This window comes from Streptomyces griseomycini (assembly GCF_014203535.1).
Classification (GTDB): domain Bacteria; phylum Actinomycetota; class Actinomycetes; order Streptomycetales; family Streptomycetaceae; genus Streptomyces; species Streptomyces griseomycini.
In genome coordinates this window covers 67038-89854 of sequence record NZ_JACHJI010000002.1, presented here as the reverse complement: position 1 = coordinate 89854, position 22817 = coordinate 67038, and the positions used below count along the sequence as shown (strand labels likewise).

20 protein-coding genes are annotated in these 22817 nt (G+C 70.8%); all 20 read left to right on the top strand.

The window, feature by feature from the left end; all coding sequences use genetic code 11:
- The first annotated feature begins 105 nt into the window (after positions 1 to 105).
- The 20 genes from FHS37_RS04890 (at position 106) to atpD (ending at position 22786) form a co-directional block, all read left to right on the top strand.
- Complete coding sequence (locus FHS37_RS04890) at positions 106 to 1398, top strand: homoserine dehydrogenase (RefSeq protein WP_184817798.1); 1293 nt, start codon at positions 106 to 108, stop codon at positions 1396 to 1398.
- Positions 1399 to 1404: 6 nt separating this feature from the next.
- Entirely contained in the window at positions 1405 to 2463 is a 1059-nt protein-coding gene (thrC, locus tag FHS37_RS04885) for a threonine synthase (protein WP_184817797.1), read from the top strand.
- Positions 2464 to 2881: 418 nt separating this feature from the next.
- Positions 2882 to 3799 (top strand): homoserine kinase, encoded by a 918-nt coding sequence (gene thrB / locus FHS37_RS04880; RefSeq protein ID WP_184817796.1) that lies wholly within the window; start codon positions 2882 to 2884, stop codon positions 3797 to 3799.
- A 420-nt stretch (positions 3800 to 4219) separates the two neighbouring features.
- Positions 4220 to 6256: a transcription termination factor Rho gene (rho, locus tag FHS37_RS04875; protein WP_184817795.1), complete on the top strand. Its 2037-nt coding sequence runs from the start codon at positions 4220 to 4222 to the stop codon at positions 6254 to 6256.
- A gap of 613 nt (positions 6257 to 6869) precedes the next feature.
- Entirely contained in the window at positions 6870 to 7997 is a 1128-nt protein-coding gene (locus FHS37_RS04870) for an LCP family protein (protein WP_184817794.1), read from the top strand.
- 151 nt (positions 7998 to 8148) lie between these two features.
- Positions 8149 to 8370 carry a 50S ribosomal protein L31 gene (gene rpmE / locus FHS37_RS04865; RefSeq protein ID WP_184817793.1) on the top strand — a complete coding sequence of 74 codons (222 nt, stop codon included), beginning with the start codon at positions 8149 to 8151 and terminating at the stop codon, positions 8368 to 8370.
- Between the two features lie 104 nt (positions 8371 to 8474).
- Positions 8475 to 9542, top strand: a complete 1068-nt coding sequence (gene prfA / locus FHS37_RS04860; RefSeq protein ID WP_184817792.1) for a peptide chain release factor 1 — start codon at positions 8475 to 8477, stop codon at positions 9540 to 9542.
- A 48-nt stretch (positions 9543 to 9590) separates the two neighbouring features.
- Positions 9591 to 10436 carry a peptide chain release factor N(5)-glutamine methyltransferase gene (gene prmC, locus FHS37_RS04855; RefSeq protein WP_184817791.1) on the top strand — a complete coding sequence of 282 codons (846 nt, stop codon included), beginning with the start codon at positions 9591 to 9593 and terminating at the stop codon, positions 10434 to 10436.
- A 48-nt stretch (positions 10437 to 10484) separates the two neighbouring features.
- Positions 10485 to 11132: an L-threonylcarbamoyladenylate synthase gene (locus tag FHS37_RS04850; protein ID WP_184817790.1), complete on the top strand. Its 648-nt coding sequence runs from the start codon at positions 10485 to 10487 to the stop codon at positions 11130 to 11132.
- The gene (locus FHS37_RS04845; protein ID WP_184817789.1) at positions 11129 to 11806 is read left to right on the top strand and encodes an arsenate reductase/protein-tyrosine-phosphatase family protein; all 678 of its coding nucleotides are present in this window, start codon (positions 11129 to 11131) and stop codon (positions 11804 to 11806) included. The genes FHS37_RS04850 and FHS37_RS04845 overlap by 4 nt, the downstream gene beginning before the upstream one ends.
- Before the next feature lie 512 nt (positions 11807 to 12318).
- The gene (gene glyA, locus FHS37_RS04840) at positions 12319 to 13557 is read left to right on the top strand and encodes a serine hydroxymethyltransferase (protein WP_184817788.1); all 1239 of its coding nucleotides are present in this window, start codon (positions 12319 to 12321) and stop codon (positions 13555 to 13557) included.
- Between the two features lie 138 nt (positions 13558 to 13695).
- Entirely contained in the window at positions 13696 to 15108 is a 1413-nt protein-coding gene (locus FHS37_RS04835) for an MraY family glycosyltransferase (RefSeq protein ID WP_184817787.1), read from the top strand.
- Between the two features lie 361 nt (positions 15109 to 15469).
- Positions 15470 to 15907, top strand: coding sequence for a Cg1360 family ATP-synthase-associated protein (locus FHS37_RS04830; protein ID WP_184817786.1), 438 nt, complete (start codon positions 15470 to 15472; stop codon positions 15905 to 15907).
- Between the two features lie 225 nt (positions 15908 to 16132).
- Entirely contained in the window at positions 16133 to 16951 is an 819-nt protein-coding gene (gene atpB, locus FHS37_RS04825) for a F0F1 ATP synthase subunit A (protein WP_486388693.1), read from the top strand.
- 78 nt (positions 16952 to 17029) lie between these two features.
- On the top strand, positions 17030 to 17266 hold the full coding sequence (gene atpE, locus FHS37_RS04820) for an ATP synthase F0 subunit C (RefSeq protein ID WP_184817785.1): 237 nt from the start codon (positions 17030 to 17032) through the stop codon (positions 17264 to 17266).
- 42 nt (positions 17267 to 17308) lie between these two features.
- A complete protein-coding gene (locus FHS37_RS04815; RefSeq protein WP_184817784.1) occupies positions 17309 to 17857 on the top strand; it encodes a F0F1 ATP synthase subunit B in 549 nt (182 codons plus the stop codon).
- Complete coding sequence (locus tag FHS37_RS04810; RefSeq protein ID WP_184817783.1) at positions 17854 to 18669, top strand: F0F1 ATP synthase subunit delta; 816 nt, start codon at positions 17854 to 17856, stop codon at positions 18667 to 18669. Before FHS37_RS04815 ends, FHS37_RS04810 begins: the two co-directional genes overlap by 4 nt.
- A gap of 134 nt (positions 18670 to 18803) precedes the next feature.
- Positions 18804 to 20411 carry a F0F1 ATP synthase subunit alpha gene (atpA, locus tag FHS37_RS04805; RefSeq protein ID WP_184817782.1) on the top strand — a complete coding sequence of 536 codons (1608 nt, stop codon included), beginning with the start codon at positions 18804 to 18806 and terminating at the stop codon, positions 20409 to 20411.
- A 21-nt stretch (positions 20412 to 20432) separates the two neighbouring features.
- A complete protein-coding gene (locus FHS37_RS04800) occupies positions 20433 to 21350 on the top strand; it encodes a F0F1 ATP synthase subunit gamma (protein WP_184817781.1) in 918 nt (305 codons plus the stop codon).
- On the top strand, positions 21350 to 22786 hold the full coding sequence (atpD, locus tag FHS37_RS04795) for a F0F1 ATP synthase subunit beta (protein ID WP_184817780.1): 1437 nt from the start codon (positions 21350 to 21352) through the stop codon (positions 22784 to 22786). Before FHS37_RS04800 ends, atpD begins: the two co-directional genes overlap by 1 nt.
- Positions 22787 to 22817 lie beyond the last annotated feature (31 nt).

Sequence of the window (22817 nt, the reverse complement as noted above, 5' to 3'; positions counted from 1 at the left end):
TCATGAAAATGAAATAGACGTCTCACGATCCGGACATAGGGCAGAAACTCCCGTCCGGTGAGTGAGACTGGTGCAACCGAGACGGTAATCAGGAAACGAGGTCGGATGATGCGTACGCGTCCGCTGAAGGTGGCGCTGCTGGGCTGTGGAGTGGTCGGCTCAGAGGTGGCGCGCATCATGACGACGCACGCCGGCGACCTCGCCGCGCGCATCGGGGCCCCGGTGGAGCTCGCCGGGGTCGCCGTGCGGCGGCCCGACAAGGTGCGGGAGGGCATCGACCCCGCCCTGGTCACCACCGACGCCACCGCCCTCGTCAAACGCGGCGACCTCGACATCGTCGTCGAGGTCATCGGCGGGATCGAGCCCGCCCGCACGCTGATCACCACCGCCCTCGAGCACGGCGCCTCCGTCGTCTCCGCGAACAAGGCACTGCTCGCCCAGGACGGGGCCGCGCTGCACGCCGCCGCCGAGAAGCACGGCCGGGACCTCTACTACGAGGCCGCCGTCGCCGGCGCCATCCCGCTGATCCGGCCGCTGCGCGAGTCGCTCGCCGGTGACAAGGTCAACCGGGTGCTCGGCATCGTCAACGGCACCACCAACTTCATCCTCGACAAGATGGACACCACGGGCGCCGGCTACCAGGAGGCACTCGACGAGGCCACCGCCCTGGGGTACGCGGAGGCCGACCCGACCGCCGACGTCGAGGGCTTCGACGCCGCCGCCAAGGCCGCCATCCTCGCCGGGATCGCCTTCCACACGCGCGTGCGGCTCGACGACGTCCACCGCGAGGGCATGACCGAGGTCACCGCCGGCGACTTCGCCTCCGCCAGGGAGATGGGCTGCACCATCAAGCTGCTCGCCATCTGCGAGCGGGCCGAGGACGGGGCGTCGGTCACCGCGCGGGTGCATCCGGCGATGATCCCGCTCAGCCACCCCCTCGCCTCGGTGCGGGGGGCGTACAACGCCGTGTTCGTCGAGTCGGACGCCGCCGGGCAGCTGATGTTCTACGGGCCGGGAGCCGGCGGTGCGCCGACCGCCTCCGCGGTGCTCGGCGACCTCGTCGCCGTGGGCCGCAACCGGCTCAGCGGAGCGACCGGGCCGGGTGAGTCCGCGTACGCCGCGCTGCCGGTCTCGCCGATGGGCGAGGTCGTCACCCGGTACCACATCAGCCTGGACGTGGCCGACAAACCGGGTGTCCTCGCCCAGGTCGCGACCGTGTTCGCCGAGCACGGAGTCTCGATCGACACGGTCCGTCAGCAGGGCAAGGACGGCGAGGCGTCGCTCGTCGTCGTCACCCACCGTGCGTCCGACGCGGCCCTCGGCGGCACCGTCGAGGCGCTGCGCAAGCTCGACACCGTGCGCGGTGTCGCCAGCATCATGCGGGTCGAAGGAGAGTAACCAGCAATGACTCACCAGTGGCGCGGAATCATCGAGGAGTACCGGGACCGGCTGCCGGTCTCCGACACCACGCCGGTCGTGACGCTCCGCGAGGGCGGCACGCCGCTCGTGCCCGCGCAGGTGCTCTCCGAGCGCACGGGCTGCGAGGTGCACCTCAAGGTCGAGGGCGCGAACCCGACCGGGTCCTTCAAGGACCGCGGCATGACCATGGCGATCTCGAAGGCCAAGGAGGAGGGCGCCAAGGCCGTCATCTGCGCCTCCACCGGCAACACCTCCGCCTCCGCCGCCGCGTACGGGGTGCGTGCCGGGATGGTGTCCGCCGTGCTCGTGCCGCAGGGCAAGATCGCGCTCGGCAAGATGGGCCAGGCGCTGGTCCACGGGGCGAAGATCCTCCAGGTCGACGGCAACTTCGACGACTGCCTCACGCTCGCCCGCGCCCTGAGCGACAACTACCCGGTGGCGCTGGTCAATTCCGTCAACCCGGTGCGGATAGAGGGGCAGAAGACCGCCGCCTTCGAGATCGTGGACATGCTGGGCGACGCCCCCGACATCCACGTGCTGCCGGTGGGCAACGCGGGCAACATCACCGCCTATTGGAAGGGGTACAAGGAGTACGCCGCCGACGGCGTCGCCACCAGGACCCCCCGCATGTGGGGCTTCCAGGCCTCCGGCAGCGCCCCGATCGTGCGCGGCGAGGTCGTCAAGGACCCGTCGACCATCGCCACCGCCATCCGCATCGGCAACCCCGCCTCGTGGGACTTCGCGCTCGCCGCGCGGGACGAGTCCGGCGGTGCCATCGACGAGGTGACGGACCGTGAGATCCTGCGCGCCTACCGGCTGTTGGCCTCCCAGGAGGGCGTCTTCGTCGAGCCCGCGTCCGCCGCGTCGGTCGCCGGTCTGCTGAAGGCCGCCGAGCAGGGCAAGGTCGACCCGGGGCAGCGGATCGTGTGCACCGTCACCGGCAACGGCCTGAAGGACCCCGACTGGGCCGTCGCCGGCGCCCCGCAGCCGGTCACCGTCCCCGTCGACGCCGCGACCGCCGCCGAGCGCCTCGGCCTGGTCTGACCCGGCCGCCGCGAGGGTGACACCGGGCCGCCCCGGCCGCCAGGTGCCACCGGGGCGCGCCGTCCGTCCCGATCCGGTGGGACCGGCGTAAGGAGGCGCTCACCTGGGGAGGGTTCCCTACGGGGGGTGCACAGGGGGCTTACGACACGCATCGTGCGCCTCCTGTGCGCCCTATGTCGCCACAGAACCTTCCTTCGATAGGCTGTACTGAACCCGCCCGCCGCATATGCCGCGGTCTCGCGTCGTCCTCGTGGTCCGGACAGTGGCCCGGGGCGGCCCGGAAAGCGGCCGGCCAGCCCGGCCGGCGGCGGCCCCAGGGGCTGCCCCAGGGGGTTCTGTACGTCATCGAGTGTCCCGTCGTCGGATGTCCGTCGAACGCCGTTCGACAGTCACGTAGCTCAAGGAGAGTCTTCGAGCGATGGCCGGTCCCGCGTTCCGCGCCGCCGCCGTCCGGGTGCGCGTCCCCGCCACCAGCGCCAACCTCGGCCCGGGCTTCGACGCCCTCGGCCTCGCGCTGGGCCTGTACGACGACGTGGTCGTCCGGGTGGCCGACTCCGGACTGCACATCGACATCGCCGGTGAGGGCAGCGAGACCCTCCCGCGCGACGAGAGGCATCTGCTCGTACGCTCCCTGCGCACCGCCTTCGACCTGCTCGGCGGACAGCCGCGCGGCCTGGAGATCGTCTGCGCCAACCGCATCCCGCACGGCCGGGGCCTGGGCTCCTCCTCGGCCGCCATCTGCGCAGGGATCGTCGCCGCCCGCGCCGTGACGATAGGGGCCGAGGCCAAGCTCGACGACACCGCGCTGCTCGAGCTCGCCACCGAGATCGAGGGCCATCCCGACAACGTCGCGGCCTGTCTGCTGGGCGGCTTCACCCTCTCCTGGATGGAGGGCGGCGCGGCCCGGGCGATCAGGATGGAGCCCGCGGATTCCATCGTTCCGGTGGTTTTCGTCCCCGGGAAGCCGGTCCTCACCGAGACCGCGCGCGGCCTGCTCCCGCGCACCGTGCCGCACGTCGACGCCGCCGCCAACGCGGGCCGCGCCGCCCTGCTCGTCGAGGCGCTCACCCGGCGCCCCGAGCTGCTGCTGCCCGCCACCGAGGACCGCCTGCACCAGGAGTACCGCGCCCCGGCCATGCCCGAGAGCGCGGCCCTCGTGGAGCGGCTGCGCGGGGACGGCGTCCCCGCGGTGATCTCCGGCGCCGGACCCACGGTCATGGCGCTGGCCGACGCGGCCACCGCCGACAAGGTCGAAGCGCTGGCCGGCACCGACTGGGCCGCCAATCGGCTCAGCCTCGACGTGCAGGGAGCGAGCGTGCTTCCGCTCGCGACCTGACACACGGTTGCCGGATTTGGAGAGGGGGAATGTTTGTTGGATCCGGTAGTGTTAATCTCAAGTCTGCACCCGACCCCACCATGGCGAGGTGCCTCGTGTCCCCGTCCGGGACAGACATTCTTCCGGGAGCTCCCCAAGCCGCACTGTGTTCTCTGCTTCGTACGCGGGCAGTACGTCGTACGCGGACGCTGAGCGGCCCGCCGGTGGGGGTATCCCCTCTGGGGGAGCTCCGGAACCGGTGCGACCACGCCACGTGACACTGGGTGCCACGACTCGCGGAAGCGCCATCACCAGTTATCTCTTCCGCCGCTCAGGCGGACAACCGCCCCGGCACGGTTCGCACAGCAAGAACCGAAGCCGGACAGCACAACCGGTCGCCGAGCCAGACAGGCCGACGTCCGCTCCAGGGAAGGACCCTTCGTGAGCGACACCACCGATCTGATGGGCGCACGTGTCGAGGAGACCGCTGCCGCGCCCGCCACGGACGCTTCCGCGCCTGCCACCGGTGCCGGCTCCCGGCGGCGCCGCGGTACCGGCCTCGAGGGCATGGTGCTGGCCGAGCTGCAGCAGGTCGCGTCCGGCCTCGGCATCAGGGGCACCGCGCGCATGCGCAAGAGCCAGCTGATCGAGGTCATCAAGGAGGCGCAGGCCGCCGGCGGCGCCGCCCCGGCCAAGGCCGAGCCCGCCGCCGGTGAGACCAAGCCCAAGCGCCGTACCACCTCCCGGACCCGTACGGGCGAGGCCGCCGAGAAGAAGGCGGACGCCAAGGAGGAGCAGGCCCCCGCCGAGAAGGCCGCGGCCCAGCAGCAGATCGAGATCCCGGGCCAGCCCTCCCCGAAGGCCTCCGCCCCGGCCGAGCAGGCCCCCGCCGAGGAGGCCGCCCCCGCCGAGCGCCGCCGCCGTCGCGCCACCGCCGAGGCCGGTGCCCCGGCCGCCGCGGCCGAGACGGTCACCGCCGAGGCCAAGGCCGAGGCCCCGGCCCAGTCGCAGCAGCAGGGCGAGGCCAAGTCCGACCACGAGGGCGGCGAGGGCCGCCGCCGCGACCGCCGTGAGCGCGGCCGCGACCGCGACCGTGACCGCGGCGACCGTGGTGACCGCGGTGACCGTGGTGGCGACCGCGGGGACCGTCGCGGCAAGGGCGACGACCAGCAGAACCAGGGCGGCCAGGGCCGCCAGCAGAACCAGCAGGGCGGCGGCCGCCAGGACGACGGCTACGACGAGGACGGCGGCGGCCGTCGCGGCCGTCGCGGGCGCTACCGCGACCGCCGTGGCCGCCGTGGCCGCGACGACGTGCAGGAGCCGCAGATCGCCGAGGACGACGTCCTGATCCCGGTCGCGGGCATCCTGGACATCCTCGACAACTACGCCTTCATCCGGACCTCCGGCTACCTGCCGGGCCCGAACGACGTGTACGTCTCCCTCGCCCAGGTCCGCAAGAACGGCCTGCGCAAGGGCGACCACATCACCGGCGCCGTGCGCCAGCCGAAGGAGGGCGAGCGGCGCGAGAAGTTCAACGCGCTGGTCCGCCTCGACTCCGTCAACGGCATGGCGCCCGAACACGGCCGCGGCCGCCCGGAGTTCAACAAGCTCACCCCGCTGTACCCGCAGGACCGCCTGCGCCTGGAGACCGACCCGGGCGTGCTGACCACCCGGATCATCGACCTCGTGTCGCCGATCGGCAAGGGCCAGCGCGGTCTGATCGTGGCCCCGCCGAAGACCGGCAAGACCATGATCATGCAGGCGATCGCCAACGCGATCACCCACAACAACCCCGAGTGCCACCTGATGGTCGTCCTCGTCGACGAGCGTCCGGAAGAGGTCACCGACATGCAGCGGTCGGTCAAGGGCGAGGTCATCTCCTCGACCTTCGACCGCCCGGCCGAGGACCACACCACGGTCGCCGAGCTCGCCATCGAGCGCGCCAAGCGCCTGGTGGAGCTGGGTCACGACGTCGTCGTGCTGCTCGACTCGATCACCCGCCTGGGCCGTGCGTACAACCTCGCCGCCCCGGCCTCCGGCCGCATCCTGTCCGGTGGTGTCGACTCGACCGCCCTGTACCCGCCGAAGCGCTTCTTCGGTGCGGCCCGCAACATCGAGGACGGCGGCTCGCTGACCATCCTCGCCACCGCCCTGGTGGACACCGGGTCCCGCATGGACGAGGTGATCTTCGAGGAGTTCAAGGGCACCGGCAACATGGAGCTCAAGCTCGACCGGAAGCTCGCCGACAAGCGCATCTTCCCCGCGGTGGACGTCGACGCGTCCGGCACCCGCAAGGAGGAGATCCTGCTCGGCAGCGAGGAGCTCGCCGTCGTCTGGAAGCTGCGCCGGGTGCTGCACGCGCTCGACCAGCAGCAGGCGATCGAGCTGCTCCTCGACAAGATGAAGCAGACCAAGTCGAACGTCGAGTTCCTGATGCAGATCCAGAAGACGACGCCGGCGCCGGGCAACGGCGACTGACGTCCGTCCTTCCGCGAAGGGCCGTTTCCCCCGGGAAACGGCCCTTCGTCCGTACGCGGACAGGTGCACGATCACCCTGCTCCGGGCCGACACCCGCCGCTGGTTCCGGCCGTGCCGCCGACCTCGTCGGCCGGCGCCGCCACCGCGCCACCGCGGAAGCCCCGGCGACCGGTTGCTCCGAGGACCCCGAGGACTCCTCCTCCGCCGCCCGCGGGTCCCGGGGGCAGCTGGAAGGGCGTCGGCCTCGTCCTGCCGACCGGCCTCGGCCGGGACGGCCACCAGGACCCGGTGCACCGGCGGCACCCGGTGCCCGTACAAGGGCACCGGAAAGGCCACGAGCGAGATCTTCGCCACACGGATCCCCGTCGGCACCGATCCCGAGCAGTACGACACCCTCGGCTGAAACCGCAGGTGAGCGGCGCGTTCACCGCTCGCCTGCGGAACCGTCCCGCGCCCGGCCGCCCACAGGCCGGGCACAGGGTGCCGTGCAACCCTGTGCCGCGTTTTCCCGTCTGAGCGGACGGCGAGACGATGGGTGCCGTACAGGGAGCGAACCGGCCGGGTCCGGCACCGACGCAGGAGGGTCGGCGACCGGACGAGAGCTGAGGAGCACATGTCTGCCGAGAGCACACCGGGCCCCGGTATACCGCAGGAGCCCGGCACGGCGCACGGGCGTCACCGGGGCAGGGGGCGCCGGCGCAAGCAGCGGCGCAAGGGCCTGAAGGTCATGGCCTGGACCGCCGCGGGCATCGTCGTCCTGGGCGGCACCGGTGCCGGATACCTGTACTTCAGGCTCAACGGAAACATCGACAGCGTCGACATCGACCAGGCCCTCGGCACCGACCGGCCCGAGAGGGCCGACAACGGCTCCGAGAACATCCTCGTCCTCGGTTCCGACACCCGCTCCGGCAGCAACGAGGAGCTCGGCGGCGGCACCGACGACGGCACCGCCCGCTCCGACACCGCGATGATCGTGCACGTCCACGAGGGCCACGGGAAGGCCAGCGTGGTCTCCATCCCGCGCGACACCGTCATCGACCGCCCCGAGTGCACCGACGCCGAGGGCGGCACCCACCCCGCCGCGACCGGCGTGATGTTCAACTCCGCCTACTCCACGGGCGGGGCCGCCTGCGCCGTGAAGACCGTCGAGTCGATCACCGATCTGCGCATGGACCACTACCTGGAGATCGACTTCGCCGGTTTCCAGAAGCTCATCGACGAGCTCGGCGGCGTCGAGGTCACCACCACCGAGGACATCGAGGACCCCGAGAGCCACCTCGACCTGAAGGCCGGCACCCACCGGCTGGACGGCGAGCAGGCCCTCGGCCTGGTGCGCACCCGGCACGGCGTCGGCGACGGCTCCGACCTCGGCCGCATCCAGCTCCAGCAGGCCTTCCTCAAGGCGCTGATGCGGCAGGTCAAGGAGGTCGGGTTGTTCACCAGCCCCAAGAAGCTGTACGACCTCGCCGACACCGCCACCAGGACCGTCACCACCGACTCCGGCCTCGGCTCGGTGAACTCCCTGATGTCCTTCGCGAACGGCCTGAAGGGCATCGACCCCGCCGACATGCACATGATCACCATGCCGGTCGTCTACGACCCCGAGGACGCCAACCGCGTCCTCCCCCTGCGGGACAAGGCCCAGCAGGTCTGGAACGCGCTGAAGGACGACAGACCGATCCCCGAGAGCGCCACCGAGGACACGGCCGCGGGCGAGGCCAAGGACGTGGTGACCCCCTGAGGGGTGCGGCCGGCCCGCGGGGGAATAGACGACGGCGCCCCCCGGTTTTGGGGGAAGGCGCCAGTCCTGGCAGACTGGTACGTCGGCCCCGGTTCACGCTCCCGCACCCCGCGGCAGCGACCCGGCGCCCTCCCGGAACCTAGGAGACACCTTGAAGCGCGACATCCACCCCGAGTACGTCGAGACGCAGGTCAGCTGCACCTGTGGCGCGTCGTTCACCACCCGCAGCACGATCCCCGGCGGCACCATCCGTGCCGAGGTCTGCTCCGAGTGCCACCCGTTCTACACGGGCAAGCAGAAGATCCTCGACACCGGTGGCCGTGTGGCCCGCTTCGAGGCCCGCTTCGGCAAGGCCGCCGGCTCCAAGAAGTAGCGAGCCCCATTCCGCCGGTCCACGGCCGCTTCCCTCCCGGGGGTGCGCCGGGACCGGCGTTTTTGGTCGCCCGCCCTTCACCCACGCAATCGCAGGAGCCCAAGATGTTCGAGGCCGTCGAGGAACTCGTCGCCGAGCACGCCGACCTGGAGAAGAAGCTCGCCGACCCGTCGGTCCACTCCGACCAGGCCAACGCGCGCAGGCTGAACAAGCGCTACGCCGAGCTCACCCCGATCGTCGCCACGTACCGCTCCTGGAGGCAGACGGGCGACGACATCGAGACCGCGCGCGAACTGGCCGCCGACGACCCCGACTTCGCGGCCGAGGTCAAGGAGCTGGAGAAGCAGCGCGAGGAGCTCACCGAGAAGCTCCGCCTGCTGCTGGTCCCGCGCGACCCCAGCGACGACAAGGACGTCATCCTCGAGATCAAGGCGGGCGCCGGCGGCGACGAGTCCGCCCTGTTCGCCGGCGACCTGCTGCGCATGTACCTGCGCTACGCCGAGCGCGTCGGCTGGAAGACCGAGATCATCGACGCCACCGAGTCCGAGCTGGGCGGCTACAAGGACGTCCAGGTCGCCGTGAAGACCCGCGGGCAGACCGAGCCCGGCCAGGGCGTGTGGGCGCGGCTGAAGTACGAGGGCGGCGTGCACCGCGTGCAGCGCGTGCCGGCCACCGAGTCCCAGGGCCGCATCCACACCTCCGCGGCGGGCGTCCTGGTGACCCCCGAGGCGGAGGAGGTCGACGTCGAGATCAACCCGAACGACCTGCGCATCGACGTCTACCGGTCCTCCGGCCCCGGGGGCCAGTCCGTCAACACCACCGACTCCGCCGTGCGCATCACGCACATCCCGACCGGAGTCGTCGCCTCCTGCCAGAACGAGAAGAGCCAGCTGCAGAACAAGGAGCAGGCACTGCGTATCCTGCGCTCCAGGCTGCTCGCCATGGCGCAGGAGGAAGCGGAGAGGGAGGCCGCCGACGCCCGCCGCAGCCAGGTCCGCACCGTCGACCGCTCCGAGAAGATCCGCACCTACAACTTCCCGGAGAACCGCATCTCGGATCACCGCGTCGGCTTCAAGGCGTACAACCTGGACCAAGTCCTGGACGGCGACCTCGACGCGGTGATCCAGGCCTGCGTCGACGCGGACTCGGCCGCCAAGCTCGCCGCCGCGTAAGGACACCAGGCACGAGGCACGTAGGACGAGTACTTCCGGAGGCATCGCGTGAACCTGCTGCTCGCCGAGGTGGCCCAGGCCACCCAGCGGCTCGCCGACGCCGGCGTGCCCTCGCCGCGCACCGACGCGGAGGAGCTCGCCGCGTTCGTGCACGGCGTCAAGCGCGGCGAGCTGCACACCGTGCGGGACTCCGACTTCGACGCCCGGTACTGGGAGGTCATCGCCCGCCGCGAGGCGCGCGAACCGCTCCAGCACATCACCGGGCGCGCCTACTTCCGCTACCTGGAGCTCCAGGTCGGACCCGGGGTGTTCGTCCCGCGCCCGGAGACCGAGTCGGTGGTCGAGTGGGCGATAGACGCCGTCCGCGCCATGGACGTCGTCGAACCCTGCATCGTCGACCTGTGCACCGGCTCCGGCGCGATCGCCCTCGCCCTCGCCCAGGAGGTGCCGCGCTCCCGCGTGCACGCCGTGGAGCTGTCCGAGGACGCCCTCGTGTGGACCCGCAAGAACATGGAGGGCTCCCGCGTCGAGCTGCGCCGGGGCGACGCCCTGACGGCCTTCCCGGACCTCGACGGCCAGGTCGACCTGGTCGTCTCCAACCCGCCGTACATCCCGCTCACCGAGTGGGAGTACGTCGCCCCGGAGGCCCGCGACTACGACCCACAGATGGCCCTGTTCTCCGGCGAGGACGGCCTCGACCTCATCCGCGGCCTGGAGCGCACCGCGCACCGGCTGCTGCGCCCCGGCGGCGTGGTCGTCGTCGAGCACGCCGACACCCAGGGCGGCCAGGTGCCGTGGATCTTCGCCGAGGACCGCGGCTGGACCGACGCCGCCGACCACCCCGACCTGAACAACCGCCCCCGGTTCGCCACCGCCCGCAAGGCGCTGCCGTGAGCGTTCCGCAGACCCCATCCCCCCAGCACGTACGAGGAGGCCCGCCAGATGGCTCGGCGATACGACACCAACGACGCGACCGACCGCGCGACCGGTCTGCGTGAGGCCGCGTCCGCCGTCCGCCGGGGCGAGCTCGTGGTGCTGCCGACGGACACGGTGTACGGCATCGGTGCCGACGCCTTCACCCCGGAGGCCGTCGGCGACCTGCTGGAAGCCAAGGGCCGGGGCCGCAACATGCCCACACCCGTCCTCATCGGCTCCCCGAACACCCTGCACGGCCTGGTCACGGACTTCTCCGAGCTGGCCTGGGAACTGGTCGACGCGTTCTGGCCGGGCGCGCTGACGCTCGTCGCCAGGCACCAGCCGTCCCTCCAGTGGGACCTCGGCGACACCCGCGGCACGGTGGCCGTGCGGATGCCGCTGCACCCGGTCGCCATCGAGCTGCTCACCGAGGTCGGCCCCATGGCCGTCTCCTCCGCCAACCTCACCGGCCACCCGGCGCCGGAGGACTGCGACGCCGCGCAGGAGATGCTCGGCGACTCCGTCTCCGTGTACCTCGACGGCGGCCCGACGCCCGGCAACGTGCCCTCCTCGATCGTCGACGTCACGCGGCCCGTGCCCGTGCTGCTGCGCGAGGGCGCGCTCTCGCCGGACGAGCTGCGCAAGGTGGTACCCGACCTCGAGGTGGCGAATTGACGGCCCCTGAAGCGGGGCGTGGCATAGGCAACGGGGAATCCAGCGCGGAAGTGACGACCACCTTCGGGTTTCCGCGCGACACCTTCCGCATCCTCCACGTCAGCACCGGGAACGTGTGCCGCTCGCCCATCACCGAGCGGCTGACCCGGCATTTCGTGAGCCAGCGGCTGGGCGTCCTGGGCGGCGGGCTGATCGTGGAGAGCGCGGGCACCTGGGGCCACGAGGGCGCTCCCATGGAGGCCCACGCGGAGACCGTGCTGGCCGACTTCGGCGCGGACGCCTCCGGCTTCACGGGCCGCGAGCTCCTGGACGAGCACGTGATCCGCGCCGACCTGGTGCTGACCGCCACCCGGGACCACCGCGCCCAGGTGATCTCCATGGGCCACTCGGCGGGCCTGCGCACCTTCACGCTGAAGGAGTTCACCCGCCTGGTGAACGCCATCGACCCGGCGACCCTGCCCCCGCTGGACGACGGCCTGGTCATGCGCGCCCGCGCCCTGGTCCGCGCGGCCGCCGCTCTACGCGGGTGGCTCCTGGCCCCGACGGTCGAGGCGGACGAGGTCCACGACCCGTACGGGGCGCCGCTGACCTTCTTCCGCTCCATCGGCGACGAGATACACCAGGCCCTGGACCCGGTGGTCACGGCCCTGACGGGCGTACCGACGCGCGCCTGACCCCCGCGGGCCCGCACTCCCGGGCGCCCCGGACCGGTGCCGGCGCGGGGAGCGGTCGGTCTCCGTCCCGGTCCGCCGGATCCGCTCGCGGCCTTCCGGACGGGGCCCGCCGCCCGACGCCCCGGCCCCGCGCGGGTGCTGCCCGTCGGCGGCTCCCGGGCGGCCGGCCCCCTCCGCGCGTGCGGACCGGTCCCGGCCCCGTGCGGGCCGGTGGCGGCGGTGCTCGGGTCTCGTTGTCCGAGGGCGGGCGCCCGGCCGGTGCGCGCGGGACGCGTGGGCCGTGCGATGCGGCGGGACCCCGGAGGGGGGCGCCCGACGCGGCTCACCTGCCGGCGCCCTCTCCCACGGGCCGGCCCCGGGCGGGTGCCGGCGACCCACGCCCCACCCGTCGCCGCACCACCGACGACGGGGGCGCCCGGACGCGGACGGCCCGGAGGGCGCAACGACCGCGCGCTCCCCGGGCACCGGGCCTACATTGGTCGTACGTCAGCGTCGACGTCCGGGAGCCACCCATGACGGTCACCCATGCCCTCGAGGTCGATGTCCTGCGCCGCCAGGACCCCGAGCTCGCCGACGTCCTGCTCGGTGAGCGTGAGCGGCAGGCGACCACGCTCCAGCTGATCGCCGCGGAGAACTTCACCTCGCCCGCCGTGCTGGCCGCCCTCGGCTCGCCGCTGGCCAACAAGTACGCGGAGGGGTACCCGGGCGCCCGGCACCACGGCGGCTGCGAGATCGTCGACGTCGCCGAGCGCCTCGCCGTGGACCGCGCCAAGGGCCTGTTCGGCGCCGAGCACGCCAACGTCCAGGCGCACTCCGGCTCCTCGGCCGTCCTGGCCGCCTACGCCGCACTGCTGCGCCCCGGCGACACCGTCCTCGCCCTCGGCCTGCCCCACGGCGGTCACCTCACCCACGGGTCGCCCGCGAACTTCTCCGGCCGCTGGTTCGACTTCGTCGGCTACGGCGTGGACGCCGAGAGCGGTCTGATCGACCACGAGCAGGTCCGCACCCTCGCCCGTGCGCACCGCCCCAAGGCGATCGTGTGCGGCTCCATCGCCTACCCCCGCCACATCGACCACGCCTTCTTCCGCGAGGTCGCCGACGAGGTGGGCGCGTACCTGATCGCCGACGCCGCGCACCCCATCGGGCTCGTCGCCGGCGGAGCGGCGCCCAGCCCGGTGCCGTACGCCGACATCGTCTGTGCCACCACGCACAAGGTGCTGCGCGGCCCGCGCGGCGGAATGCTCCTGTGCGGCGCGGAACTGGCCGAGCGGGTGGACCGGGCCGTCTTCCCCTTCACCCAGGGCGGCGCCCAGATGCACACCATCGCCGCCAAGGCGGTCGCGTTCGGGGAGGCGGCGACGCCGGCGTTCGCCGCGTACGCGCACCGGGTGGTCGCCAACGCGCGGGCGCTGGCCGCCGCACTGACCGCCGAGGGGCTGGTCGTCACCACCGGCGGCACGGACACCCACCTGATCACCGCCGACCCGGCCCCCCTCGGTGTCGACGGACGTGCCGCGCGCGGCCGGCTCGCGGCGGCCGGTCTGGTCCTGGACTGCTGCGCCCTGCCGCACGCCGACGCCCGCGGCCTGCGCCTGGGCACGGCGGCGGTGACCACGCAGGGCATGGGGGAGCGGGAGATGCCGATCGTCGCCGGACTGCTGGCGAGCGTCCTCAGAGGCGGGACCGAGGCCGCGCGGGCCCGGGAGGACGTACGGGAACTGACCGCGGCCTTCCCGCCGTACCCGCGCTGAACGCCGTCGGTGTGGGTAGGCGCAGCCGTGTGCACAGCCGCGCGTGCAACCATCGTCGCTACCCGGAAGTCCTCACCCGTATGCGTGCCTCGCTAGGGTGTGGGGCTGTGATGGCCAGCGAGACCTGTGGGGAAGCCCGTGCGTGAATACCTGCTGACGCTCTGCGTCACGGCCGCGGTGACGTACCTGCTGACCGGTCCGGTACGCAAGTTCGCGATCGTGGCCGGGGCGATGCCGGAGATCCGGGCGCGTGACGTGCACCGGGAACCCACTCCGCGGCTCGGCGGGATCGCGATGTTCTTCGGTCTGTGCGCGGGCCTGCTGGTCGCCGACCACCTCACCAACCTCGGCCAGCTCTTCGAGAAGTCCAACGAGCCGCGGGCACTGCTCTCCGGAGCGGCGCTGATCTGGCTGATCGGCGTCCTGGACGACAAGTTCGAGATCGACGCCCTGATCAAGCTGGGCGGCCAGATGATCGCCGCCGGCGTGATGGTCATGCAGGGTCTGACGATCCTGTGGATCCCGCTGCCGGGTGTCGGCACGGTGGCGCTCACCCAGTGGCAGGGCACGCTCTTCACCGTCGCCCTGGTGGTCATCACCATCAACGCCGTGAACTTCGTCGACGGGCTGGACGGTCTCGCGGCGGGCATGGTGTGCATCGCCGCGTGCGCGTTCTTCCTGTACGCCTACCGCATCTGGTTCGGCTACAACATCGAGGCGGCGGCCCCCGCCACGCTCTTCGCGGCCATCCTCATGGGCATGTGCCTGGGCTTCCTGCCGCACAACATGCACCCGGCGCGGATCTTCATGGGCGACTCCGGTTCGATGCTCATCGGCCTGGTGCTCGCCGCCGGTGCGATCTCCGTGACCGGGCAGGTCGACCCGGACGCGCTGAAGCTGTTCGCCGGTTCGGAGAAGGAGGCCGTGCACCAGACGGTGCCGGTCTACATCCCGCTGATCCTGCCGCTCACCATCATCGCGGTGCCGGCCGCCGACCTGATCCTGGCGATCGTGCGGCGCACCTGGCGCGGTCAGTCGCCGTTCGCGGCGGACCGGGGCCACCTGCACCACCGGCTGCTGGAGATCGGCCACTCGCACAGCCGGGCCGTGCTGATCATGTACTTCTGGTCGGCGCTGATCGCCTTCGGCGCGCTGGCCTACTCCGTCAACTCGGCGTCGATGTGGATCGTGTTGAGCGTGGTCTTCCTCAGCGCGATCGGCCTGGTGCTGCTCCTGCTGCCGCGCTTCACCCCGCGCACCCCGCGCTGGGCGGAGGGCTTCGTCCCGCCGCGCTACCGCCGTCGCCGTCGCCGCGGCGCGTCGGCGGTCGCCCCGGACGCGTCGACGCCGGCGGCCCCCGGGACCGCGGAGGCGCACGAGTCCGCGGACGGCCACGAGTCCGCGGACGGCCACGAGTCCGCGGGCGGCCGGGGGGAGACCGCCGGTCGCCGCACCCCCGTCGTCGCGGGGGTCTCCGGCGTCAACGGCGCGACCGCCGTCGGCCCCCGCGCACGCCTGGCCGACCGGCGGGAGACCGACGGCGCGGGCTGACCGTTCCCGCCGGTCCGGCGACCCGGCGGGGCGTGCACGGCGAAGGTAAGAATCTCACTAGAGCATTACCAAGTCGTGGGAGTGCGATGGGACGGTGTTGGGTGTACGAACCGCCCCAATACCAGACAAGTCGGCGTCGTTCGCGCTCAAGCGCGCAGGTTCACTCTCATGTGTGACAGTCAGCACACCCATCAGGTAAAGACTGCATCAAATAGTTTGTGATACCGTTCACGAGAACCCCGGAGAGAGCTGAAGGACCGTAGTGCGACGGTCCATTCTGGTGAGGTCTTCACACTCGGCCCGGGGGTCTACGCTCGTCCATGACGACACCCCTGCCCCCTGTGAAAGCGGAGTTGCCGCCATGCCGTCCCATGACGCCCGGAACCTTCTGCAGTGCGCTGTGCCCACAGCCGCTGCCGGTGCGGTCGCCGTCGCCGTCAGCGGTGCGGTGGCCGGCGGCAAGGGTGCGCTCGGCGCGGCCGTCGGGGTCGTACTCGCCCTCCTGTTCATGGGGATCGGCCTGTACGTGCTGCAGTGGACGGCGAAGTCGCTCCCACAGCTGTTCCAGGCCATGGGGCTGATGCTCTACGTCGCCCAGCTCCTGCTGCTCATGATGTTCGTCGCGCTCTTCAAGGGCACGTCGCTCTTCAACCCGAAGACGTTCGCGGTCTCGCTCGTCGTGGCGACCGTCGTGTGGATGGCCGCGCAGGCCCGTGCGCACATGAAGGCCAAGCTCTTCTACGTCGATCCGGACTCCGCGAAGAGCGACAAGCCCGAGAAGACGGGGCCGTCGTCGTGACGGGTAGGGGCGCGATAAAGACCGGTGGGAACTCCTGCTATCGTCCGGTGCCAACTGCGGCATCGCGGGCGCGGGCATCCGAGCTGACGCCTGAGCGATCGCGAGGCTCGATGCCCCCCAGCCGCCCCCACATCCGTAACACCTGTCCGGTGCCGATCCGCGGCCGTGCGCCGCGCCGACACAACGAGGTTGCCGTACCTATGCGTCACGCCGAAGGAGCCCGCGGTGAGTGCTGACCAGACCCAGCTCGCCTTTGACTGGAGCTGTCGGATCATGTCCGACAACGGGTGTGGTTTTCCGGCTCCGGGCCTGCACTCGTTCCTCTTCAAGCCGATCGCCACCGTCGGCGGGTTCGAGTTCAACAAGGTGATGCTGCTCGCGCTCATCACCACCGTCCTCGTCGTCGGCTTCTTCTGGGCGGCCTTCGGCAAGGCCAAGGTGGTGCCGGGCAAGCTGCAGATGGTCGGTGAGGCCGGCTACGACTTCGTCCGCCGCGGCATCGTCTACGAGACCCTCGGCAAGAAGGAGGGCGAGAAGTACGTCCCCCTCATGGTCTCGCTGTTCTTCTTCATCTGGATCATGAACATCTGGTCCGTGATCCCGCTGGCCCAGTTCCCGGTGTCCTCGATCATCGCCTTCCCGGCGGTGCTCGCCGCGATCGTCTACGTGGTGTGGCTCGGGCTCACGTTCAAGAAGCACGGCTTCGCGGGCGGGTTCAAGAACCTCACCGGCTACGACAAGTCGCTCGGCCCGGTGCTGCCGCTCGTCGTGGTCATCGAGTTCTTCTCGAACGTCCTCGTGCGGCCCTTCACCCACGCGGTCCGGCTCTTCGCGAACATGTTCGCCGGCCACCTGCTGCTCGTGATGTTCACCGTCGCCAGCTGGTACCTGCTGAACAGCTGGATGATCCCGGCCGCCGGCGTCTCGTTCGTCATGACCGTCGTCATGATCCTCTTCGAGCTCTTCGTCCAGGCCGTCCAGGCGTACGTCTTCGTACTGCTGGCCTGCTCCTACGTTCAGGGTGCTCTCGCCGAGCACCACTGAGCCGCCCCACCATCCCGCACCTCCAGTCGTCCGGTGGCCAACCCCCACCGGTCCATGTAAAGAGAAGGAAGATCCAGCATGGCTGCCACTGAGACCCTCGCCGCTGTCTCCGGCTCGGTCGGTTCCATCGGTTACGGCCTCGCCGCCATCGGCCCTGGCATCGGCATCGGCATCATCTTCGGTCAGGGCACCCAGGCCCTCGCCCGCCAGCCCGAGGCGGCCGGCCTGATCCGCGCCAACCAGATCCTCGGCTTCGCCTTCTGTGAGGCGCTCGCCCTCATCGGCATCGTTATGCCGTTCGTGTTCGGCCAGTAAGAGCCCCTTACTCACCGACACGTTTCGACGAAAGGCACTGATGTGATCGCCAACCTGGTACAGCTGGCGGCCGGTGAGGAGCAGAACCCGCTCCTGCCTCCGGGCCCCGAGCTGCTCGTCGGCACCATCGCCTTCGCCATCGTGTTCTTCTTCTTCTGGAAGAAGCTGCTCCCGAACATCAACAAGGTTCTGGAGGAGCGCCGCACGGCGATCGAAGGCGGTATCGAAGAGGCCGAGTCCATGAAGGTCGAGGCCCAGAGCGTCCTTGAGCAGTACAAGGCCCAGCTCGCCGAGGCCCGGCACGAGGCCGCGCGTCTGCGCCAGGAGGCGCAGGAGCAGGGTGCCGCGCTCATCGCCGAGATGCGGGCCGAGGGCCAGCGGCAGCGTGAGGAGATCATCGCCGCCGGTCACGCCCAGATCGAGGCCGACCGCAAGGCCGCCTCGTCCGCGCTGCGTCAGGACGTCGGCAAGCTCGCCACCGACCTGGCCGGCAAGCTCGTGGGCGAGTCCCTCGAGGACCACGCCCGGCAGAGCCGCGTGATCGACCGCTTCCTGGACGAGCTCGACCAGAAGGCCGAGGCCGCGCGATGAACGGAGCGAGCCGCGAGGCCCTGGCAGCCGCACGTGAGCGTCTCGACGCGCTGACGGACTCCACGTCCGTGGCCGCGGCCCCGCTCGCCGACGAGCTGGCCGCCGTCACCGCGCTGCTCGACCGCGAGGTGTCGCTGCGTCGGGTCCTCACCGACCCGGCGCAGGCCGGTGAGGCCAAGGCCCAGCTGGCCCAGCGCCTGCTCGGCTCGCAGGTCAGCGGCCCGGCCGCGGACCTGGTGTCCGGCATGGTGCGCTCCCGCTGGTCGCAGTCCCGCGACCTGGTGGACGCGCTCGAGGAGCTGGCCAACCTGGCCGACCTCACCGCCGCCCAGAAGGCGGGCGCGCTCGACGACGTCGAGGACGAGCTGTTCCGGTTCGGCCGGATCGTCTCCTCGAACACCGAGCTGCGCGCCGCGCTGACCAACCGGAGCGCCACCGCCTCCGCCAAGGGCGAGCTGCTGCGCGGCCTGCTCGGCGGCAGGGCGAACGCGGCCACCGAGCGTCTGGTGACGCGTCTGGTGACCGCGCCGCGAGGACGTAGCCTGGAAGCGGGACTGGAGTCCCTGTCCAAGCTCGCCGCCGACCGTCGTGACCGCATGGTGGCCGTCGTCACCTCCGCGGTGCCGCTGAGCGACACGCAGAAGCAGCGCCTGGGCGCCGCCCTCGCGAAGCTCTACGGCCGCCAGATGCACCTCAACCTCGACGTGGACCCCGCGGTCCTCGGCGGGATCCGGGTGCAGGTCGGCGACGAGGTCATCAACGGCTCCCTCGCGGACCGGCTGGAGGACGCGAGCCGCCGACTGGCGAGCTGAGCAGCAATTTCTTAATAGGCAGTACGTACTTACGGCCCTGGTTGGGCCGTGCAGAGGATTCACCTCATATTGGGGGGAGTCCCCATACCCCCCAAGTGAAACTTCGGGCCCAACAAGGAGAGCAGGGAACTCAGATGGCGGAGCTCACGATCCGGCCGGAGGAGATCCGGGACGCGCTGGAGAACTTCGTCCAGTCGTACAAGCCGGACGCGGCCTCGCGCGAGGAGGTCGGTACGGTCACCCTTGCCGGCGACGGCATCGCGAAGGTCGAGGGTCTCCCCTCGGCCATGGCCAACGAGCTGCTGAAGTTCGAGGACGGCACCCTCGGCCTCGCCCTCAACCTCGAGGAGCGCGAGATCGGTGCCATCGTCCTCGGTGAGTTCAGCGGCATCGAGGAGGGCCAGCCGGTCTCCCGCACCGGCGAGGTTCTGTCCGTCGCCGTGGGCGAGGGCTACCTCGGCCGCGTGGTCGACCCGCTCGGCAACCCGATCGACGGCCTCGGCGAGATCGAGACCGAGGGCCGCCGCGCCCTCGAACTGCAGGCCCCCACGGTCATGCAGCGCAAGTCGGTGCACGAGCCGATGGAGACGGGCTACAAGGCCGTCGACGCCATGACCCCGATCGGCCGTGGTCAGCGTCAGCTGATCATCGGCGACCGCCAGACCGGCAAGACCGCGCTGGCCGTCGACACGATCATCAACCAGCGCGACAACTGGCGCTCCGGCGACCCGAAGAAGCAGGTCCGCTGCATCTACGTCGCCATCGGCCAGAAGGGCTCCACCATCGCGTCGGTCCGCCGCGCGCTGGAGGAGAACGGCGCGCTGGAGTACACGACCATCGTCGCCGCCCCGGCGTCCGACCCGGCCGGCTTCAAGTACCTGGCGCCCTACACCGGTTCCGCCATCGGCCAGCACTGGATGTACCAGGGCAAGCACGTCCTGATCATCTTCGACGACCTGTCGAAGCAGGCCGACGCCTACCGCGCCGTGTCCCTGCTGCTGCGCCGCCCGCCGGGCCGCGAGGCCTACCCGGGTGACGTCTTCTACCTGCACTCCCGCCTGCTGGAGCGCTGCGCCAAGCTCTCCGACGACATGGGTGCCGGTTCGATGACCGGTCTGCCGATCGTCGAGACCAAGGCCAACGACGTCTCGGCGTTCATCCCGACCAACGTCATCTCCATCACCGACGGCCAGTGCTTCCTGGAGTCGGACCTGTTCAACGCCGGTCAGCGCCCCGCGCTGAACGTCGGTATCTCCGTCTCCCGAGTCGGTGGTTCCGCGCAGCACAAGGCGATGCGCCAGGTCTCCGGTCGTCTCCGCGTCGACCTCGCCCAGTTCCGCGAGCTGGAGGCGTTCGCCGCCTTCGGTTCCGACCTGGACGCCGCGTCGAAGGCGCAGCTGGAGCGCGGTCAGCGCATGGTCGAGCTGCTGAAGCAGAACCAGTACGAGCCGATGGCCACCGAGGACCAGGTCGTCTCCATCTGGGCCGGCACCACGGGCCGTATGGACGAGGTTCCGGTCGGTGACATCCGCCGCTTCGAGAAGGAGCTGCTGGAGTACCTGCACCGCAAGGAGCAGGGCCTCATGACCTCCATCCGCGAGGGCGCCAAGATGTCGGACGACACGATCCAGGCCATCGCCGACGCCGTGGCGGAGTTCAAGAAGCAGTTCGAGACCTCGGACGGCAAGCTGCTCGGCGAGGACGCTTCGGCCGCTCCGAAGGCGACCAGCACCTCCAAGTGACGTAAGGAAGGGACCTGACTCATGGGAGCCCAGCTCCGGGTCTACAAGCGTCGCATCCGATCCGTCACCGCGACCAAGAAGATCACCAAGGCGATGGAGATGATCGCCGCCTCGCGCGTCGTCAAGGCGCAGCGCAAGGTGGCGGCCTCCACGCCGTACGCGCGGGAACTGACCCGTGCGGTCACGGCGGTCGGCACCGGTTCGAACACCAAGCACCCGCTGACCACGGAGGCGGAGAACCCGACCCGCGCCGCGGTCCTGCTCCTCACGAGCGACCGCGGTCTGGCCGGCGCCTTCAACTCCAACGCCATCAAGGCGGCGGAGCAGCTGACCGAGCGCCTGGAGCGCGAGGGCAAGCAGGTCGACACGTACATCGTCGGCCGGCGCGGTGTCGCCCACTACAACTTCCGCGAGCGCAAGGTCGCGGAGTCGTTCACGGGCTTCACCGACGAGCCCTCGTACGCGGACGCCAAGAAGGTCGCGGCTCCGCTGATCGAGGCCATCGGGTCGGAGACGGCGGACGGCGGCGTGGATGAACTCCACATCGTCTACACCGAGTTCGTCTCGATGATGACGCAGACGGCGGTCGACTCCCGACTGCTTCCGCTGCGCATCGAAGAGGTCGCGGAGGAGGGCACCGCCAAGGGCGAGATCCTGCCGCTGTACGACTTCGAGCCCTCGGCGGAGGACGTCCTCGACGCCCTGCTGCCGCGCTACGTGGAAAGCCGCATCTACAACGCGCTGCTCCAGTCGGCCGCTTCGAAGCACGCCGCCACGCGGCGCGCGATGAAGTCGGCCACCGACAACGCGGGCGAGCTGATCAACACGCTCTCCCGTCTTGCCAACGCGGCCCGCCAGGCCGAAATCACCCAGGAAATCAGCGAGATCGTCGGTGGCGCGAGCGCCCTGGCCGACGCGACCGCGGGGAGTGACAACTAATGACCACCACTGTTGAGACGGCCACGGCGACGGGCCGCGTCGCGCGGGTCATCGGCCCGGTCGTCGACGTGGAGTTCCCCGTCGACGCGATGCCGGACATCTACAACGCGCTGCACGTCCAGGTCGCCGACCCGGCGCAGGCGGGCGAGCTGAAGACGCTGACCCTCGAGGTCGCGCAGCACCTCGGCGACGGCCTGGTCCGCGCCATCTCCATGCAGCCCACCGACGGCCTGGTCCGCCAGGCCCCGGTGACCGACACGGGCGCCGCCATCTCGGTGCCGGTCGGCGACTTCACCAAGGGCAAGGTGTTCAACACCCTCGGTGAGGTGCTGAACGTCGACGAGTCCTACGAGGGCGAGCGCTGGCCGATCCACCGCAAGGCGCCGAACTTCGACGAGCTCGAGTCGAAGACCGAGATGTTCGAGACCGGCATCAAGGTCATCGACCTGCTGACCCCGTACGTCAAGGGCGGCAAGATCGGTCTGTTCGGCGGCGCCGGCGTCGGCAAGACGGTGCTCATCCAGGAGATGATCTACCGCGTGGCCAACAACCACGACGGTGTGTCGGTGTTCGCCGGTGTCGGTGAGCGCACCCGTGAGGGCAACGACCTCATCGACGAGATGAGCGACTCGGGCGTCATCGACAAGACCGCGCTGGTCTTCGGCCAGATGGACGAGCCCCCGGGCACCCGTCTGCGCGTCGCGCTGGCCGGCCTGACCATGGCCGAGTACTTCCGTGACGTCCAGAAGCAGGACGTGCTGTTCTTCATTGACAACATCTTCCGCTTCACCCAGGCCGGTTCCGAGGTGTCGACCCTGCTCGGCCGCATGCCCTCCGCGGTGGGCTACCAGCCGAACCTGGCCGACGAGATGGGTCTCCTCCAGGAGCGCATCACCTCGACCCGCGGTCACTCGATCACCTCGATGCAGGCGATCTACGTCCCCGCGGACGACCTGACCGACCCGGCCCCGGCCACCACCTTCGCCCACCTCGACGCGACGACGGTTCTCTCCCGTCCGATCTCCGAGAAGGGCATCTACCCGGCCGTGGACCCGCTGGACTCGACGTCCCGCATCCTCGACCCGCGGTACATCGCGGCGGACCACTACCAGGCCGCGATGCGCGTGAAGAACATCCTGCAGAAGTACAAGGACCTGCAGGACATCATCGCGATCCTCGGTATCGACGAGCTCGGCGAGGAGGACAAGCTCGTCGTCCACCGTGCCCGTCGCGTGGAGCGCTTCCTGTCCCAGAACACCCACGTCGCCAAGCAGTTCACCGGCGTGGACGGTTCGGACGTGCCGCTGGACGAGTCGATCGCCGCGTTCAACGCGATCTGCGACGGTGAGTACGACCACTTCCCGGAGCAGGCGTTCTTCATGTGCGGTGGCATCGAGGACCTGAAGAACAACGCCAAGGAGCTGGGCGTCTCCTGAGCCTGATGCTCACCGAGGGGGCGGGTGCGTC

What these genes read in the sequence shown, in the direction of transcription:
- FHS37_RS04810 (WP_184817783.1), top strand. Translation starts at nt 17,854, where the DNA reads ATGAACGGAGCGAGCCGCGAGGCCCTGGCAGCCGCACGTGAGCGTCTC.
- FHS37_RS04800 (WP_184817781.1), top strand. Translation starts at nt 20,433, where the DNA reads ATGGGAGCCCAGCTCCGGGTCTACAAGCGTCGCATCCGATCCGTCACC.
- atpA (WP_184817782.1), top strand. Translation starts at nt 18,804, where the DNA reads ATGGCGGAGCTCACGATCCGGCCGGAGGAGATCCGGGACGCGCTGGAG.
- atpE (WP_184817785.1), top strand. Translation starts at nt 17,030, where the DNA reads ATGGCTGCCACTGAGACCCTCGCCGCTGTCTCCGGCTCGGTCGGTTCC.
- glyA (WP_184817788.1), top strand. Translation starts at nt 12,319, where the DNA reads ATGACGGTCACCCATGCCCTCGAGGTCGATGTCCTGCGCCGCCAGGAC.
- atpD (WP_184817780.1), top strand. Translation starts at nt 21,350, where the DNA reads ATGACCACCACTGTTGAGACGGCCACGGCGACGGGCCGCGTCGCGCGG.
- FHS37_RS04890 (WP_184817798.1), top strand. Translation starts at nt 106, where the DNA reads ATGATGCGTACGCGTCCGCTGAAGGTGGCGCTGCTGGGCTGTGGAGTG.
- FHS37_RS04830 (WP_184817786.1), top strand. Translation starts at nt 15,470, where the DNA reads ATGCCGTCCCATGACGCCCGGAACCTTCTGCAGTGCGCTGTGCCCACA.
- FHS37_RS04850 (WP_184817790.1), top strand. Translation starts at nt 10,485, where the DNA reads ATGGCTCGGCGATACGACACCAACGACGCGACCGACCGCGCGACCGGT.
- FHS37_RS04870 (WP_184817794.1), top strand. Translation starts at nt 6,870, where the DNA reads ATGTCTGCCGAGAGCACACCGGGCCCCGGTATACCGCAGGAGCCCGGC.
- prfA (WP_184817792.1), top strand. Translation starts at nt 8,475, where the DNA reads ATGTTCGAGGCCGTCGAGGAACTCGTCGCCGAGCACGCCGACCTGGAG.
- thrC (WP_184817797.1), top strand. Translation starts at nt 1,405, where the DNA reads ATGACTCACCAGTGGCGCGGAATCATCGAGGAGTACCGGGACCGGCTG.
- thrB (WP_184817796.1), top strand. Translation starts at nt 2,882, where the DNA reads ATGGCCGGTCCCGCGTTCCGCGCCGCCGCCGTCCGGGTGCGCGTCCCC.